This window comes from Pseudomonas syringae pv. tomato str. DC3000, assembly GCF_000007805.1.
GTDB lineage: Bacteria > Pseudomonadota > Gammaproteobacteria > Pseudomonadales > Pseudomonadaceae > Aquipseudomonas > Aquipseudomonas avellanae.
This window is the reverse complement of sequence record NC_004578.1, coordinates 2,986,548-3,001,777: the sequence shown is the minus strand read 5'-3', so window position 1 is coordinate 3,001,777 and position 15,230 is coordinate 2,986,548. Positions and strand designations below refer to the sequence as shown.

Genomic DNA, 15,230 nt, shown 5'->3' with positions numbered 1-15,230 from the left:
ATGATGACCCTTAAACAATCGCGTCGTTTACAAAGCCTGCTGCTCGGGACCTTGTCTTGGCTGATCGCCGCCCTGGTGTTCTTCCCGATCTTCTGGATGGTGCTGACCAGCTTCAAGACCGAGATCGACGCGTTTGCGACACCGCCGCAGTTGTTCTTCACCCCGACCCTGGAAAACTACCTGCACATTCAGGAACGCAGCGATTACTTTCACTTTGCCTGGAACTCGGTGCTGATTTCCTTCAGCGCCACGGCGCTGGCCATGCTGATCGCCATCCCTGCGGCGTATTCCATGGCATTTTTCGAGACCAAACGCACCAAAAGCACGCTGCTGTGGATGCTCTCGACCAAAATGCTGCCGCCAGTGGGCGTGCTGATGCCGATCTACCTGCTGGCCAAGACCTTCGGCCTGCTGGATTCGCGATTGGCGCTGATCATCATCTACACGCTGATCAATCTGCCGATCGTGGTGTGGATGATCTACACCTACTTCAAGGACATTCCCGGCGAAATCCTCGAAGCCTCGCGCTTGGACGGCGCCAGCACCCGGCAGGAGATCTTTCGCGTGCTGATACCGATCTGCAAGGGTGGTCTGGCATCCACCGCGTTGCTGTCGCTGATTCTGTGCTGGAACGAAGCGTTCTGGTCGCTGAACCTTACCTCGTCTGCCGCTGCGCCCCTTACCGCGCTGATCGCGTCCTACTCCAGCCCCGAAGGGCTGTTCTGGGCCAAGCTCTCGGCGGTCTCGACCCTGGCGTGTGCGCCCATCCTGATTTTCGGCTGGATCAGTCAGAAACAACTGGTTCGCGGCCTGTCGTTCGGCGCTGTCAAATAGCCCCGGCCCCAAGAACAATAAGGAGTCCAACATGGCTAACCTGAGCATCCGCAATCTGCAAAAAGGCTTTGACGGTCACCAGATCATCAAAGGTATCGATCTGGACGTGAAAGACCGTGAGTTCGTGGTGTTCGTCGGGCCGTCGGGCTGTGGCAAGTCCACCCTGCTGCGGCTGATCGCCGGGCTCGAAGAAGTGACCTCGGGCACCATCGAACTCGATGGCCGCGACATCACCCAGGTCACTCCGGCCAAGCGTGACCTGGCGATGGTGTTCCAGACCTACGCGTTGTATCCGCACATGACAGTGGGCAAGAACCTGTCCTTTGCGCTGGACCTGGCCGGGGGCGACAAGGCCGAGATCAAGAGAAAGGTCGATGAAGCCGCGCGCATTCTGGAGCTCGGCCCGCTGCTGGAGCGCAAACCCAAGCAGTTGTCCGGCGGCCAGCGCCAGCGTGTGGCCATCGGCCGGGCCATCGTGCGCAACCCGAAAATCTTTCTGTTCGACGAACCGCTGTCCAACCTCGACCGCCCGCGCTGCGCGTGCAGACCTCGTCTGGAAGCCTGTCGCGCCCTGCACAAAGAAGCTGCAGGCCACCATGATTTACGTGACTCACGATCAGGTCGAAGCCATGACCCTGGCCGACAAGGTGGTGGTGCTCAATGGCGGCAAGGTCGAACAGGTCGGTTCGCCGCTGGAGCTGTATCACCACCCGGCCAACCTGTTCGTCGCAGGTTTTCTCGGCACGCCGAAGATGGGCTTTCTCAAGGGCAAACTCAGCCGCGTCGACAGCGCCAGTTGCGAGGTCGAACTGGACGCCGGAACGCGCATCAGCCTGCCGGTCAACGGTGCGGGCCAGAGTGTCGGCGCGCCGGTCACGCTGGGCATTCGCCCGGAGCACCTGAATCTCGCCCAGAACAACGACTGTCAGTTGCAGGTCATCGCTGATGTCAGCGAGCGTCTTGGCAGCGACACCTATTGCCACGTGCGTACCCGCTCGGGCGAGCCGCTGACCCTGCGTATTCGCGGTGACCTGGCCAGCCAGTACGGCGAGACGCTGAACCTGCACCTCGATAGCAGCCAATGCCATCTGTTCGACGCTCAAGGCCTGGTGATTGCCAAAGCCTTGCAGACTGCCGCCGCCTGAGTTCCGGAGAGCCTTTTCATGAAACTGAACAAGAACAATATTTCACGACTGGACGCAGACATCGCCCTGCCCGCCTACAGCGCCGACGACACCCGCCAGGGCATTGCCCATATCGGCGTCGGCGGTTTCCACCGGGCGCATCAGGCGTTTTACACCGATGCACTGATGAACAGCGGCGAAGGCTTTGAATGGAGTATCTGCGGCGTAGGCCTGCGTGCCGAAGACCGCGCCGTGCGCGATGCGCTGGCGCAACAGGATTATCTGTACACGCTCTATGAACTGGGCGACACGCCAGATACCGAAACCCGCATCATTGCCTCGATCAGCGGCATGCTGTTGGCCGAAGACAGCCCTCAGGCGCTGATCGACAAGCTGGCCAGCCCGGACATCCGCATCGTCTCGCTGACCATCACCGAAGGCGGCTATTGCATCGACGACAGCAACGGCCAGTTCATGGCCCACCTGCCGCAGATCCAGCACGACCTCGCCAACCCCAACCAGCCGAAGACGGTATTTGGCTTCCTCTGCGCGGCGCTGGCCCGCCGCCGCGCCGAAGGCACGCCCGCGTTCACCCTGATGTCCTGCGATAACCTGCCGCACAACGGCGCAGTGACCCGCAAGGCACTGCTGACGTTTGCGGCCTTGCGCGATGCCGATCTGCATGACTGGATCGCCGCCAACGTGAGCTTTCCCAACGCGATGGTCGACCGCATCACGCCGATGACCAGTGCGGCACATCGCTTGAAGCTGGCGGACGAAAAGCACATCGACGACGCCTGGCCGGTAGTCTGTGAGCCATTTGTGCAGTGGGTGCTGGAAGACAAGTTCGTCAACGGCCGTCCGGCCTGGGAAAAGGTCGGCGTGCAGTTCACAGACGACGTGACGCCCTACGAGGAAATGAAGATCAAGCTGCTCAACGGCAGCCACTTGGCCCTGACCTACCTGGGCTTTCTCAAGGGTTATCGTTTCGTCCATGAAACCATGAACGACCCTTTGTTCGTGCGTTACATCCGTGCCTACATGGACAAAGATGTCACCCCGCAACTGGCGTCGGTGCCCGGCATCGATCTGGAAGGCTACAAGGACACGCTGATCGAGCGTTTTTCCAATCAGGCGATTGCCGACCAGTTGGCGCGGGTCTGCTCGGACGGCTCATCGAAATTCCCTAAATTCACGGTCCCAACCATCAATCGGCTGATCGTCGATCAGGGCAATTTCCAGCGCGCCTCGCTGGTGGTCGCTGCCTGGGCCCTTTATTTGAAGGGCGTTGACGAAAACGGTGTGACCTACACGATTCCCGACCCACGCGCCGAGTTCTGTCAGGGGCTGGTGGCTGACGATGCACTGATTGCCCAGCGCCTGTTGCAGGTGGAAGAAATATTCGGTCTGGCCATTCCTCAGTCGCCCGAATTTGTTGCGGCGTTCGAGCAGAACCTCGCTGATCTGCGCGCGCTGGGTGTAAGTGGCACACTGGAAAGAATTCTGGCCAACGGCCTCTGAGGGACGCCCCATGTTTCTTGGAATCGACTGTGGCACACAGGGCACCAAGGTGCTGGTGCTCAATGCCGAAAGCGGCAAGGTACTGGGCGAAGGTTCAGCACCCCATAGCCTGATCAGCGACCATAACGGCCGCCGTGAGCAGGACGTCCAGCAGTGGCTGGACGCACTGCAACAGGCGACCCGCGATGCCTTGGCGCAGGCGGGCGTGTCAGGGCAGCAGATTCAGGGCATCGGTGTTTCGGGCCAGCAACATGGCCTGGTGCTGCTTGATGCTCAAGGTGAAGTGCTGCGCCCGGCCAAATTGTGGTGCGACACCGAGTCCGCCCCGGAAAACCAGCGTTTACTGGATTATCTGGGCGGCGCACAGGGTTCGCTGCAACGCCTCGGTCTGGTCATCGCGCCGGGCTACACCGTGTCCAAGCTGTTATGGACCAAAGAGCAGCACCCACAGGTGTTCGAGCGTATCGACAAGGTGCTGCTGCCCCACGACTACCTGAATTACTGGCTGACCGGGCGCTGCTGCACCGAGTTCGGCGACGCGTCGGGCACTGGTTATTTCAACGTGCGCAGCCGCGAGTGGGACCTGCCATTACTCGCCCATATCGACCCTAGCGGACGGCTGGGCAAAGCGCTGCCTCAATTGCTTGAGGCCGACGCGCCGGTTGGCACGCTGCTTCCCGACATCGCCCGGCTGCTGGGCCTCAACCCGGACGCCCTGGTGTCCAGTGGCGGCGGCGACAACATGATGGGCGCGATTGGCACCGGCAACATTCAGCCAGGGCTGATCACCATGAGCCTGGGCTCGTCGGGCACGGTGTACGCTTATGGCGATGAGGTGCGGGTCAGCGAACATGAGTCGGTCGCCACGTTCTGTTCGTCGTCCGGCGGCTGGCTGCCGTTGATCTGCACCATGAACCTGACCAACGCGACCACGGCCATCCGCGAGCTGTTCGCCCTGAACATCAAGGATTTCAATCAGGCCATCGCTCAGGCACCGATCGGCGCAGAAGGCGTGTTGATGCTGCCGTTTTTCAATGGCGAACGCGTGCCCGCCCTGCCCGACGCTACCGCCAGCATCGTCGGGCTGGACAGCACCAACCTGACCCAGGCCAACCTGTGCCGCGCCGTGGTCGAAGGCACCACGTTCGGCTTGCGCTACGGCCTGGACCTGCTGCGCGACAGCGGCATCAAGAGCGAGAAGATCCGGCTCATCGGTGGCGGTTCGAAAAGCGCAGTGTGGCGACAGATCGTCGCAGATATCATGAACACCCCGGTCATCTGCACCGTGCAGCCGGAAGCCGCCGCGCTGGGCGCGGCCATTCAGGCGGCCTGGTGCCGGTCGAAGGCTGACGGTACGCCCGAGGCGCTGCTACAGCTGTGCGAACGGTGCGTAAGCCTCGATCCAGACAGCGAGACCCACCCGGTTGCGCAGAACGTGGCAACCTATCAGCAGGTCTATCAGCGTTATCAGGCGCAATTGCGCAAGGTTTGAACCCAGTCTTTTCATGGAGCACTTATGTTTCTGGTTTGCGGCGAAGCACTGTTCGATATTTTCACCCGCGCTGACGACGGCGGTTCCCTGAACAGACTGGGGTTTGACGCCATTGCCGGCGGCTCACCCTTCAATGTGGCCATCGGTTTGCGCCGGCTTGGCGTGGAGGCGGCATTTTTTGCCGGGCTGTCCACCGACTATCTGGGGCGCCGCCTGCGCGCCGTGCTGGAACAGGAAACGGTCAATGCCGAGCACCTGATCGAATTCGATGCGCCTACCACACTGGCGATGGTTGCGGTGGGCAGCGACGGTTCGCCTACCTACAGCTTTCGTGGCGACGGCTGCGCAGATCGACAGTTACGACTGGAACACTTGCCGGAACTCGATGAGCGGGTACGCGGGATTCATGTGGGGTCGTTTTCGCTGGTGGTGCAGCCAATTGCCGACACGTTGCTGGCACTGGTCGCCCGTGAGAGCGCCAGGCGCCTGATCTCGCTGGACCCCAATGTGCGTCTGAACCCGGCACCGGACATCCAGCGCTGGCGCACGCAGATTGCCGCGTTCGCCGAACATGCGCATCTGATCAAGGTCAGTGACGAAGACTTGCACCTGCTGTACCCGGACAGTGATCCACAGCAGATCGCCGAGGGCTGGCTTGGCAAGCGTACGCAACTGGTAATCGTCACCCGTGGCACTCAAGGCGCCAGCGTGTTTACCCGCCAGCACGGCACCTGGTCAGTGCCCGCCAAAACCGTGGTGACTGCCGATACAGTGGGTGCTGGAGACACGTTTCAGGCCGCACTGCTGACCTTTCTGAGCGAACGTCAGCTGGACACACCGCAAGGCCTGTCGACGCTCTCGCGAGAAACGCTGGATGAGATGCTCAATTTCGCCGTCGGCGCAGCCGCGCTGACCTGCACCAAAGTCGGCCCGGATCTGCCGTATCGGCATCAGTTGGGCTGAGAAGGCTTAAACCCAATGACTGGCGGGCCGATTCCAGGCACGCGGTGCTTTTGCAGGAGCTTCAGGAGGTTACGACGGCTGCGATGGGCTGCGAAGCGGCCCTTCTCGGTTGCTTCAACTATCGTGCGACGCTCCGCGTCGCATGCAGTTCTGGACGCTCTGCGTCCTCTTTGTGGCGCTCCGCGTCACACAGCGGTTCTGCAAGGTCAGTGATGTTTGTTTACGGCTCAAGGCACCTTTTCGCCCCTCTGCGCCCTGTCGCTTACGTCGCACTCTGCGTCGTCAGTGATATCGCGGCGAAGAAGCGCTTTGTTTATGTGCAGTGAATACGGGGCAGGCGTGACGTTGCGTGGCAGCTTGGTTGTGACGCAGAGCATCACGGATGCATGCCAATGCGGGCATTGGCACGATCGTCAAAGACAGGCTTCGTGAGCAAGTGAAGAGGCCATTACAGTCAATGAACAAACAACTGAGCAGGTTACCTCGATCAGGCCACCATTCCGGCCTTGATACCCCTGATGCGCGTGTTGATGTCATCCGCCACATCGTTCTGTTTGTCCTTGAGCGCGTCCTGGACTTTCTGGTCGATTGCCAGTTGGTCCTGAGGTGCCATGGCGTCGTAGTCTTTCTGGCTGACGCCTGTCAGCTTCTCGCGCACTTTCTCTTCGGCTGTCTGCTTCAGAGAGTCCATGAATTTCTGTTCTGCCGAACCCGTCGATGCGACATCGTTGGCGCTGGTGGTGTTAGCCACTGAACCGATGACGCCGTTGTCGCGATCAGCCGTCTTTTCCGACAGTGACGTATCACCGGCAGACTTGAGGTTGATCATCATCCGTGCAAAGGATTCGTTGTAACCGCTGTTGTCCTGCTTGCTGTCCTGCGATGTCGAATTGCTGGTTTGCGCAACGACCGGTGCCGTGCCTGAATTCAGGCCAGCGGCGGCGACCGCGCTGAAAGCGTCCTGGGACACCTCATCGACGGTCTTGTGCCCAACCACAGCCCGGGAAACAAGCTGTTCAAGCGCACTCGTGCCAATAATCATCTTTCACCTCCTGATGAACATGCTGCGCAGGTTCAAAAGCAAGTCTGGTGCCAAGTACGCACTATGGCGCTAACCTGTTGATTCTTATGGTGACCCTAAAAATGCACGGTGGTTGATACCGTCAATAATCGGATAAGCCTTGCCCTGTGCGGCAAGTCTTCGCCGGAAAAACGTGTTTTTCAGCCTGCCGCACGACCCGCGCTGATCACCAGTTGCTCAATCGGCAAGGGCGCCGAGAAGTAGTAGCCCTGGGCCTGGGTCGCGCCAATCTCGCGCAGCAGCTCCAGCGTTTCGAGGTCTTCGACGCCTTCGGCAACCACGGTCAGGTCAAGTGACTCGGCCATCCGCACAATGGCGCGAACGATCGCCCGGCTGCGCACGCTGGAGGCCAGGCCGAAGATAAATGACTTGTCGATCTTCAAACCGCTGAAATGATACTGATGCACGTAGCTGAGGGAAGAGAACCCCGCGCCGAAATCGTCCAGCATCACCGACATACCTTGCTCGGCCAATTGTTTCATGGACAGGCGCGCCTGCTCCGGGTCAGCCACCAGCGCGCCTTCGGTAAGCTCCAGACACAGACGCCCGGGCGCGACATTGTGCTCGGCGAGCATGGCCAGCACTTCAGCGGCGAATGCCGGACGGGTGATGCTGTAACTGGAGCAGTTCACATGCACCGGCGGCCAATGGCCGTTTTCGGGTTGCGCGAGAATGGTGATGACCCGCTTGAGCATGTAAAGGTCCAGACGACCAATCAGACGAAGCCCCTCCAGCGCTGGCAAAAAACTTTCCGGCGCGATGATTCGCCCGTCGGGCATGCGCCAGCGAATCAGCGCCTCCAGCGCCAGCAGGTCACCGGTGTTGACACAGATCACTGGCTGAAAATAAGGGATCAGTTGATCGGTGCGTTTCAGAGCCGTGCGCAACGCGCCTTCCTGCTCGACCTGATCCGAAACCTCCCGGCGCAGCGCTTGATTGAACACTGCGAAGCTGTCACGGCCGCCATTCTTGACTCGGTACATGGCCGTATCGGCATCGCGCAGCAGGTCTGCCGGCTCTTGATGAAACTGGCTGTCGGCACCCACCACACCGATGCTGCACGAAGAAAAAATCGTATGGTCGTCAATCACGAACGGCTGCTCGAACGCCGTCAGTATTCGCTGGGCGATGCACGTGCCGGTCTGCAACGGCGTATCGATGCTCAACACAGCAAATTCGTCGCCACCCAGGCGGGCCAGCAGGTCCTCTTCGCGCATGCAACTGCGCAATCGCTCGGCAGCCTGAATCAGCAGGATATCGCCGCAATGATGGCCGAGGCTGTCGTTGATCATCTTGAAGCGATCCAGATCGATGAACATGACAACCAGTTGCCGGCCGTTTCGGCAGAAGTCCTGCCATGCCTGTCGCAGACGATGTTGCAACTGACTGCGGTTGGGCAAACCGGTCAGCGAGTCGTGGGAGTTTTCGTGTTGCAGCCTGGCATTGGCCTGATCCAGCTCGCGGGTACGGTCACGAACCCGCGCCTCGAGCAGTACGTTGGCGGTGTGAATCGCTTCGGCGGCGCTGCGACGGGACAACGCCGTGTCGATATGGCGTGACACAAAGGTCAGCAGTTCCTGATCGCGCAGGGTATAGCTGACATCCTTGGAATAACTCTGCACCACCAGTACGCCACGCACCTGCCCGCTGTCGAACAATGGAATGCCCAGCCAGGAGGACGATCGACCGGCGTCTCTCTGCACTTCGATTTCCCCGAGGCTCTCCAGCCTGCGGGCGTCGTCGTAATCGATCAGGCACGGCCGCCGCTGGCCGATCACGTATTCGGTAAAGCCACGTTGCCCGCGCCGTGATCGCGGTGGTGTGTGCTGGTGTTCGTCGATGTAGTAAGGAAAGGTCACTTCGCCGGTGGCGCCGTCGTATAGCGCGATGTAGAAGTTGAGCGCCACCAGCAGTTCACCAACAATCATGTGCAGGCTACGAAACAGTTCGTTCATGTCACCGGGCTGGCTGGACAGCGCAGCGATCTGGAACAGGGCGCTTTGCAAGTGCTCGGCGCGCTCGCGATCTTTCACTTCCTGGCGCAACGCGTCGTTGGCGGCCGACAGCTGTTGCGTGCGCAGCGCCACGATCTGCTCCAGGTCCGTGCGGCGCAACAGGCGGTCCAGCGCCATTGCCACATGCCGCGACACCACGGCAAACAAGGCGCGGTCCTGAGCGCTGTAGACCCGGGACACGTCGTAGACCTGCATCGCCACCATGCCGAACACTTCATCCGAGGCGTTCTTCAAGGGCGCCCCCATCCAGAACTCGGGGAGACGTCCCACCCAGAAAAAACGCCCGTCAACCTTGGCCTGCTCGATACAGGACGCATTGAGAAACATGGGCTGCCCGCTGCTCAGGACATACCCGGTCAGCGAGATTCGATCGGTATTGATGAACTCGAACGCTTCGTGCGCCATCGCTTCGTCGTCGAACCGATCGATGTAATATGGGTAGGTGATCTTGCCGCTCTGCTGGTCGTAAAGCGCCACGTAAAAGTTCTCGGCATCGATCAGCGTACCTAATTGCTCATGAATGCCCCGTAAAAATGCGCCGCGATCAAGGGTCGAACTGGCCAGAAGGCTGATTTCATAGAGCACTCGCTGAGTGTTCTGCGCCCTGATCAATGCCGTCGTCTGCAGCAGTGAACCCAGGCTGGCAGCCAGTTCCACCAGCAGCGGATGATCTTTATCGGCGATGGGCGCCAGCAACCAGCCCAGCACGCCCTCGCCCTGGCCGGCGACTCAGCAATGAAGCTGCAAATGATTACAGAAGGTATCAAAGTCTTCAGCGGCGATGTGCGCGGGCCAGACGACCTTGTCGTCGCCCTGCCCCAGCAGGCATTTCAACTCACCGGCCGCGTAGGCCGCCCAGGCAATGTCTGGCATCTGCTGGTGTGCGGCGCTCATCAGTGCGGCGATGGAGCCATGACGGGCAAACGTATCGTGGCTGGCGGCCGGAGTGGAGCCAGCATCGGAGTTGGACGCGCAAGCGACGCTTGGACACAGGCCTGTAGCCAGATGTGAGACTGTCATGAAAACACCAGATACATGAGCCAACGGCGGTCATGTGAAAACCCCATGACCAAAAGTTACAAGTGTGTCGCGACATTGTTGCAAAGTTCATACCTTTTTGGCAGATCTCTTGACTCTCCAGCGGCATGTATAAGGTGCCTATGTGACGTGCGGCACTGTTCAATCGCACTATCGGGCCGCATTACCGGTCAGATTCAAGCATGTCGCGAGGTTAAAAGGGAAAATCAGCGAAGCTCTACTACGCTGACCTGCGATGTAAAACTCATCTATCCATTAAACAGGTGACACTCATGGTCAAGGCTTACAGCTATGCAGCACAATCTGCCCAGGACGTGCTCCAGCCGTATCAGTTCGAGCGCCGCACGCCAGGCGACGATGATGTGCAGATCGACATTCTCTACTGTGGCGTGTGCCACTCCGATCTGCATACTGCGCGCAATGAATGGCACAACACACTTTATCCTTCGGTCCCGGGTCACGAAATCGTCGGTCGGGTGACTGCGGTGGGCGCAAACGTCAAGCAATTCAAGGTCGGCGACCTCGCCGGTGTCGGCTGCATGGTCGACAGCTGCCAGCAATGTGCCTCCTGTACAGAGGGCGACGAGCAGTATTGCGAGAGCGGTTTTACCGGTACTTACAACGGCCCGGTATTCGGCGGTGAAAATACCTTGGGCGGCTACTCAGACAAGATCGTGGTCAAGGAGAAATTCGTTCTGCGCATCTCCCATGACGATAATCTGGCCGCTGTCGCGCCACTGCTGTGCGCGGGCATCACGACGTACTCTCCACTGCGGCACTGGAAAGTCGGACCGGGCACTAAAGTCGGCATCGTCGGGCTCGGCGGCCTGGGCCATATGGGCGTCAAGATAGCCCACGCAATGGGTGCCCATGTGGTGTTGTTCACCACCTCGCCTGACAAACGCGAAGACGGCTTGCGTCTGGGTGCAGACGAAGTGATCGTGTCCAGAGACCCTGCGCAGATGGCAACGCAGGTCAACAGCCTGGACTTCATTCTCAACACGGTCGCAGCGCCCCATGACCTGGATGCCTTTCTCTCGCTGCTCAAGCGCGATGGCACCATGACGCTGGTCGGTGCCCCGGCAGAACCGCACCCGTCGCCCGCCGTCTTCAACCTGATCTTCAAGCGCCGCAGCCTGGCCGGTTCGTTGATCGGTGGCATTCAGGAGACCCAGGAAATGCTGGATTTCTGCGCTGAGCACGGCATTGTTTCAGACATTGAAGTGATCGACATGCAGTACATCAACGAGGCTTACGAGCGGATGCTCAAGGGCGACGTGAAGTACCGTTTCGTCATTGATATGGCCAGCCTCAAGCAGGAAGTGTCTGCCGACTCGAACGCGGCGTAACGCATCGCGCGGCTTATCGCAGGAGCAGGCCTGTCGCCAAGGATGGCAAGGCGTTCTGAGAACATGCCGTACGTCGCAATACGGGAACTGTTTTCTGGCAATGGCCCACTGACGTCCATACTCCTTGTAAGGAGATAGTACTGAGACAATCTCTCGCTTTCACGCTGCATTCAGCCCGTTTCAATGCGCTGCATGGTTGACCTCGTCAAATATGTGAACTTTTTATTACAAGCTAGTGACTATTGTTGACTGCCTTTGGGTCTCAAGTTCACAAAGTCCTTGCAGATACTGATGGCAACGGACGTTCGACAGGTGAACGAATTATGAAACAACGAGCGACAGTCATCTGCAAACGTGACGGCCAGGTGCTTTACGTACGCAAACCAAAATCCCGCTGGGCTTTGCCAGGTGGCAAGATTGAAGCCGGGGAAACGCCTTTCCAGGCTGCCGTGCGCGAGCTTTGCGAAGAAACCGGTCTGGAAAATCTCGATCTGTTGTACCTGGCGGTGTACGAGAAAGGTGAGGTCACGCACTACGTGTTCACCACTCAGGTTCCTGCCTACAGCGAGCCTTCGCCCCAGAACGAGATTTCTGCCTGCAAATGGCTTGCGCCCAAAAATCTTGGCGACCTTAAGGCCAGCAGCGCGACCAAGGCTATCGTCAAGTCGTATGGCCGCCAGGCTGAAGACGGTTTACTCAGCGCTAACTAGAACAGCCATGTTGTATGGGTAATCATGACGATCGGGTTGAACGGTATGGCCTGATGCTGTTCTGAAACAGCAGACGGTTCATTACTTTCACCCCCGTCTCAGGAGATCCCCATGACTCAGACCGCCCTGGTTGTAGGCGCAAGTGGCATTGTCGGCAGCGCAATCACGCAGTTGTTGCTGGAAAACGATTGGCAGGTTGCCGCCCTCTCCCGAAGCCCATCGACCCGGCCCGGCGTGATTCCCGTCGCGGCAGACCTTCAGGACCCCGCGTCCGTCACTGCTGCGCTGGCCGATCTGCGGCCCACCCACATTTTCATCACCACTTGGTCACGCCAGGCGACAGAAGCGGAGAATATCCGCGTCAACGCCGCAATGGTGCGCAATGTACTGGACGCTGTACGGCCTGCTGGCAGCGTGAAACACGTGGCGCTGGTCACCGGGCTCAAGCATTACCTCGGCCCGTTCGAGGCCTACGGCAAGGGCACCTTGCCGCAAACGCCTTTCCGGGAGTCGCAGCCGCGCCTGGATATCGAGAACTTCTATTATGCGCAAGAAGATGAAGTGTTCGCGGCAGCTGAAAAAGACCGGTTCACCTGGAGCGTGCATCGTCCGCACACCGTGACAGGCGTCGCCGTCGGCAACGCAATGAACATGGCAACCACCCTGGCCGTTTACGCATCGATCTGCAAAGCCACTGGCCGACCTTTCGTGTTTCCTGGCTCGCGCGTTCAGTGGGACAGCCTGACGGACATGACCGATGCGCGCCAGTTGGCCCATCAGCAGTTGTGGGCCGCGACGACCCCGGCAGCGGCCAATCAGGCATTCAACATCACCAACGGCGACGTGTTCCGCTGGAGCTGGATGTGGGGGCAGATTGCCGGGTACTTCGGCCTGGAACCGGCAGACTTCCCAAGCCAGCCTGCGCTGCTGGAAACTCAGATGGCAGATGATCAGACAGCCTGGACCCGCATCGCCCAGGAGCATCAACTCAAGGAAAGCGACATCAACCGGCTGATCTCACCGTGGCACACCGACGCCGACCTTGGCCGGCCGATCGAAGTGGTCACCGACATGTCGAAAAGCCGCAAGCTGGGCTTTACTGCATTTCAGGCAAGTGATGATGCGTTTTTCGAGGTGTTTGAAAAGCTGCGTCGTGATCGGCTGATTCCCTGAGGCTGCTTGCCCTCTTGTGCCAAGGCTCTGCGTTGGCACAAAAGCCGGGGGCGAAACAGGTACAACAAAAAAGGGTCAACCTCTCGGTTGACCCTTTTTTTACCGCCCAGCAGAGCGGATTTGTTTGGTAGGCGCGATTGGACTCGAACCAACGACCCCCACCATGTCAAGGTGGTGCTCTAACCAACTGAGCTACGTGCCTGCTGTGGGTCGGCATTCTACGGATATTCGAATACCTGTCAAATTCTTTTTTGCAGTAACTCTCTGAATACGTGAAATTTTTGCTCCCTGCGCATAGAGCAAAAACAAAAAAGGGCCAACCTCTCGGTTGACCCTTTTTTTACCGCCCAGCAGAGCGGATTTTGTTTGGTAGGCGCGATTGGACTCGAACCAACGACCCCCACCATGTCAAGGTGGTGCTCTAACCAACTGAGCTACGTGCCTGCTGTGGGTCCGCATTTTACGGATATTCAACTGCCTGTCAATGCGTTTTTATCCTAAGCCCATGAATTACAGCGTTTTTTGCAGGGGATCAGGCCAGAACTGTTTTTCTGTGTTGCTGGCAGCGGCTCGGTATCTCGGGTACGATCAGCGCCATCGTCAAGAATATTAAACGGAGTCTCAGGATGGCGAACACGCCCTACCCTCAATCCTATTACGCAGCTTCGGCCAATCCCGTACCGGAACGTCCCGCCTTGCAGGGCGAGGTCGAGACTGACGTGTGTGTCATCGGGGCTGGCTATACAGGCCTGTCCAGCGCGCTGTTTCTCCTGGAAAACGGTTTTCGGGTCACGGTGCTCGAAGCGGCGAAGGTCGGGTTTGGCGCATCGGGCCGTAACGGCGGGCAGATCGTCAACAGTTACAGCCGCGACATCGATGTGATCGAGCGCACCGTAGGGCCGCGTCAGGCGCAGTTGCTGGGGCAGATGGCATTTGAAGGTGCGGCCATCATTCGTGACCGGGTTTCCCGCTATGGCATTCAGTGCGACCTGAAGGACGGCGGTGTGTTTGCGGCGCTGACCAGCAAGCAACTGGCGCACCTGGAAGCCCAGCAACGGCTCTGGGAACGCTACGGCCATACCCACCTGGAATTGATGGACAAGCGCCGGATCAACGAAGTCGTGGCCTGCGATCAATACATCGGGGGGTTGCTGGACATGACCGGCGGCCATATTCACCCGCTCAATCTGGCGCTGGGCGAAGCGGCGGCGGTCGAAACCCTGGGCGGCACCATTTACGAGCAATCGGCGGCCATTCGTATCGAGCGTGGCGCCAACCCGGTTGTTCATACAGCGCAGGGCAAGGTCAGGGCCAGGTTCATTATCGTGGCAGGCAACGCCTATCTGGGTAACCTGGTACCGGAACTGGCGGCAAAATCGATGCCGTGCGGCACTCAGGTGATTACCACAGAACCGTTGAGCGATGAGCTGGCTAAGACACTCCTGCCGCAGGACTACTGCGTCGAGGACTGTAATTATCTGCTCGATTACTACCGCCTTAGCGCCGACAAGCGCCTGATATTCGGTGGCGGCGTGGTGTATGGCGCACGAGATCCGGCCAACATCGAAGCCATTATTCGCCCGAAGATGCTCAAGGCATTCCCACAACTCAAGGACGTGAAGATCGACTACGCATGGACCGGCAATTTCCTGCTGACCCTGTCTCGCCTGCCGCAGGTTGGCAGGCTTGGCGACAACATCTATTACTCGCAGGGTTGCAGCGGGCATGGCGTGACGTACACGCATCTGGCCGGCAAGGTGCTGGCCGAAGCCCTGCGCGGGCAGGCCGAACGTTTCGATGCGTTCGCCGATTTGCCCCATTACCCGTTCCCCGGCGGGCAGATGCTACGCACGCCGCTCACGGCACTGGGTGCCTGGTACTACAGCTTGCGTGACCGTTTGGGTTTCTAGACTCAATTCGGGTCGCAGGT

General features: G+C 59.3%; 9 protein-coding genes, 2 tRNA genes and 2 pseudogenes. 9 read left to right on the top strand and 4 right to left on the bottom strand.

What is annotated here, in order from left to right:
- The 5 genes and pseudogenes from PSPTO_RS13990 (at nucleotide 1) to PSPTO_RS13970 (ending at nucleotide 5,934) form a co-directional block, all read left to right on the top strand.
- Nucleotides 1–834, top strand: a complete 834-nt coding sequence (locus PSPTO_RS13990; RefSeq protein ID WP_003382858.1) for a carbohydrate ABC transporter permease — start codon at nucleotides 1–3, stop codon at nucleotides 832–834.
- Between the two features lie 31 nt (nucleotides 835–865).
- Nucleotides 866–1,979 (top strand): annotated as a pseudogene (locus tag PSPTO_RS13985) (ABC transporter ATP-binding protein).
- 18 nt (nucleotides 1,980–1,997) lie between these two features.
- Nucleotides 1,998–3,479 carry a mannitol dehydrogenase family protein gene (locus PSPTO_RS13980; RefSeq protein WP_005762615.1) on the top strand — a complete coding sequence of 494 codons (1,482 nt, stop codon included), beginning with the start codon at nucleotides 1,998–2,000 and terminating at the stop codon, nucleotides 3,477–3,479.
- A gap of 10 nt (nucleotides 3,480–3,489) precedes the next feature.
- Complete coding sequence (gene xylB / locus PSPTO_RS13975) at nucleotides 3,490–4,971, top strand: xylulokinase (RefSeq protein WP_005762617.1); 1,482 nt, start codon at nucleotides 3,490–3,492, stop codon at nucleotides 4,969–4,971.
- Between the two features lie 24 nt (nucleotides 4,972–4,995).
- Nucleotides 4,996–5,934, top strand: coding sequence for a carbohydrate kinase family protein (locus tag PSPTO_RS13970; RefSeq protein WP_005762619.1), 939 nt, complete (start codon nucleotides 4,996–4,998; stop codon nucleotides 5,932–5,934).
- A 487-nt stretch (nucleotides 5,935–6,421) separates the two neighbouring features.
- On the opposite strand, the gene PSPTO_RS13965 is transcribed toward PSPTO_RS13970, so the two are convergent.
- Entirely contained in the window at nucleotides 6,422–6,976 is a 555-nt protein-coding gene (locus PSPTO_RS13965; protein WP_005762621.1) for a hypothetical protein, read from the bottom strand.
- 179 nt (nucleotides 6,977–7,155) lie between these two features.
- Nucleotides 7,156–10,050, bottom strand: a pseudogene (locus PSPTO_RS13960) (EAL domain-containing protein).
- Nucleotides 10,051–10,340: 290 nt separating this feature from the next.
- Here PSPTO_RS13960 and PSPTO_RS13950 point away from each other — a divergent pair.
- From PSPTO_RS13950 to PSPTO_RS13940, 3 genes are all read left to right on the top strand, one after another.
- Nucleotides 10,341–11,417 carry an NAD(P)-dependent alcohol dehydrogenase gene (locus PSPTO_RS13950; protein ID WP_005762626.1) on the top strand — a complete coding sequence of 359 codons (1,077 nt, stop codon included), beginning with the start codon at nucleotides 10,341–10,343 and terminating at the stop codon, nucleotides 11,415–11,417.
- 323 nt (nucleotides 11,418–11,740) lie between these two features.
- A complete protein-coding gene (locus PSPTO_RS13945) occupies nucleotides 11,741–12,127 on the top strand; it encodes an NUDIX hydrolase (RefSeq protein ID WP_005762628.1) in 387 nt (128 codons plus the stop codon).
- Nucleotides 12,128–12,238: 111 nt separating this feature from the next.
- The gene (locus PSPTO_RS13940) at nucleotides 12,239–13,300 is read left to right on the top strand and encodes an SDR family oxidoreductase (protein WP_005762629.1); all 1,062 of its coding nucleotides are present in this window, start codon (nucleotides 12,239–12,241) and stop codon (nucleotides 13,298–13,300) included.
- A 125-nt stretch (nucleotides 13,301–13,425) separates the two neighbouring features.
- On the opposite strand, the gene PSPTO_RS13935 is transcribed toward PSPTO_RS13940, so the two are convergent.
- Both PSPTO_RS13935 and PSPTO_RS13930 read right to left on the bottom strand, forming a co-directional pair.
- Nucleotides 13,426–13,502 (bottom strand) — tRNA-Val (locus PSPTO_RS13935).
- A gap of 165 nt (nucleotides 13,503–13,667) precedes the next feature.
- Nucleotides 13,668–13,744 (bottom strand) — tRNA-Val (locus PSPTO_RS13930).
- 182 nt (nucleotides 13,745–13,926) lie between these two features.
- Here PSPTO_RS13930 and PSPTO_RS13925 point away from each other — a divergent pair.
- The gene (locus PSPTO_RS13925) at nucleotides 13,927–15,210 is read left to right on the top strand and encodes an NAD(P)/FAD-dependent oxidoreductase (RefSeq protein ID WP_007246020.1); all 1,284 of its coding nucleotides are present in this window, start codon (nucleotides 13,927–13,929) and stop codon (nucleotides 15,208–15,210) included.
- The last annotated feature ends 20 nt before the right edge of the window (nucleotides 15,211–15,230 follow it).

Bases quoted from the DNA above. Each gene is read 5' to 3' on its own strand.
- PSPTO_RS13990 (WP_003382858.1), top strand. From the start codon at position 1: ATGATGACCCTTAAACAATCGCGTCGTTTACAAAGCCTGCTGCTCGGG.
- PSPTO_RS13980 (WP_005762615.1), top strand. From the start codon at position 1,998: ATGAAACTGAACAAGAACAATATTTCACGACTGGACGCAGACATCGCC.
- xylB (WP_005762617.1), top strand. From the start codon at position 3,490: ATGTTTCTTGGAATCGACTGTGGCACACAGGGCACCAAGGTGCTGGTG.
- PSPTO_RS13970 (WP_005762619.1), top strand. From the start codon at position 4,996: ATGTTTCTGGTTTGCGGCGAAGCACTGTTCGATATTTTCACCCGCGCT.
- PSPTO_RS13965 (WP_005762621.1), bottom strand. From the start codon at position 6,976: ATGATTATTGGCACGAGTGCGCTTGAACAGCTTGTTTCCCGGGCTGTG.
- PSPTO_RS13950 (WP_005762626.1), top strand. From the start codon at position 10,341: ATGGTCAAGGCTTACAGCTATGCAGCACAATCTGCCCAGGACGTGCTC.
- PSPTO_RS13945 (WP_005762628.1), top strand. From the start codon at position 11,741: ATGAAACAACGAGCGACAGTCATCTGCAAACGTGACGGCCAGGTGCTT.
- PSPTO_RS13940 (WP_005762629.1), top strand. From the start codon at position 12,239: ATGACTCAGACCGCCCTGGTTGTAGGCGCAAGTGGCATTGTCGGCAGC.
- PSPTO_RS13925 (WP_007246020.1), top strand. From the start codon at position 13,927: ATGGCGAACACGCCCTACCCTCAATCCTATTACGCAGCTTCGGCCAAT.